Origin of the sequence: Bacillus sp. G16 (assembly GCF_021282335.1) — a bacterium.
GTDB classification, from domain to species: Bacteria; Bacillota; Bacilli; order Bacillales; family Bacillaceae; genus Bacillus; species Bacillus inaquosorum.
The window spans coordinates 1-663 of record NZ_JAJSOZ010000053.1; the positions used below are offsets into that span (position 1 = coordinate 1).

Below are 663 nucleotides of genomic sequence, written 5' to 3' on the forward strand. Positions count from 1 at the left end.
AAGTCCTGTGTGTCTGCCAATTCCACCACCCCGGCGTGGATGGTATAGTTGGAGCGGAAGACGGGATTCGAACCCGCGACCCCCACCTTGGCAAGGTGGTGTTCTACCACTGAACTACTTCCGCAGACAGGATGTCCAGTTTTTATAACCGTTATCCTATATAATGCGGGTGAAGGGACTTGAACCCCCACGTCATAAAGACACTAGATCCTAAGTCTAGCGCGTCTGCCAATTCCGCCACACCCGCGTAAAAATGGTGAGCCATGAAGGACTCGAACCTTCGACCCTCTGATTAAAAGTCAGATGCTCTACCAACTGAGCTAATGGCTCTTCTTACAAGAGACTTGAGTATTATATCATATAAAAGTGGTGCCGGCAAGAGGACTTGAACCCCCAACCTACTGATTACAAGTCAGTTGCTCTACCAATTGAGCTACACCGGCAAAATGGTGGAGGATGACGGGCTCGAACCGCCGACCCTCTGCTTGTAAGGCAGATGCTCTCCCAGCTGAGCTAATCCTCCATAATTGCACTAGCGTGCAATTGCTTGGCGGCGTCCTACTCTCACAGGGGGAAACCCCCGACTACCATCGGCGCTGAAGAGCTTAACTTCCGTGTTCGGTATGGGAACGGGTGTGACCTCTTCGCTATCGCCACCAAACA

The 663-nt window shown here is 51.6% G+C and carries 5 tRNA genes and 1 rRNA gene; all 6 read right to left on the reverse strand.

Annotated features, from left to right (window positions below):
• Positions 1-49: 49 nt before the first annotated feature.
• Positions 50-124 (reverse strand) — tRNA-Gly (locus LWH95_RS21455).
• A 40-nt stretch (positions 125-164) separates the two neighbouring features.
• A tRNA-Leu gene (locus tag LWH95_RS21460) sits at positions 165-247 on the reverse strand.
• Positions 248-254: 7 nt separating this feature from the next.
• Positions 255-330, reverse strand: a tRNA-Lys gene (locus LWH95_RS21465).
• Between the two features lie 37 nt (positions 331-367).
• A tRNA-Thr gene (locus LWH95_RS21470) sits at positions 368-443 on the reverse strand.
• Between the two features lie 4 nt (positions 444-447).
• Positions 448-523: transfer RNA gene (locus LWH95_RS21475), tRNA-Val, on the reverse strand.
• Between the two features lie 22 nt (positions 524-545).
• Positions 546-661: ribosomal RNA gene (gene rrf / locus LWH95_RS21480) — 5S ribosomal RNA — on the reverse strand.
• Positions 662-663: the final 2 nt, after the last annotated feature.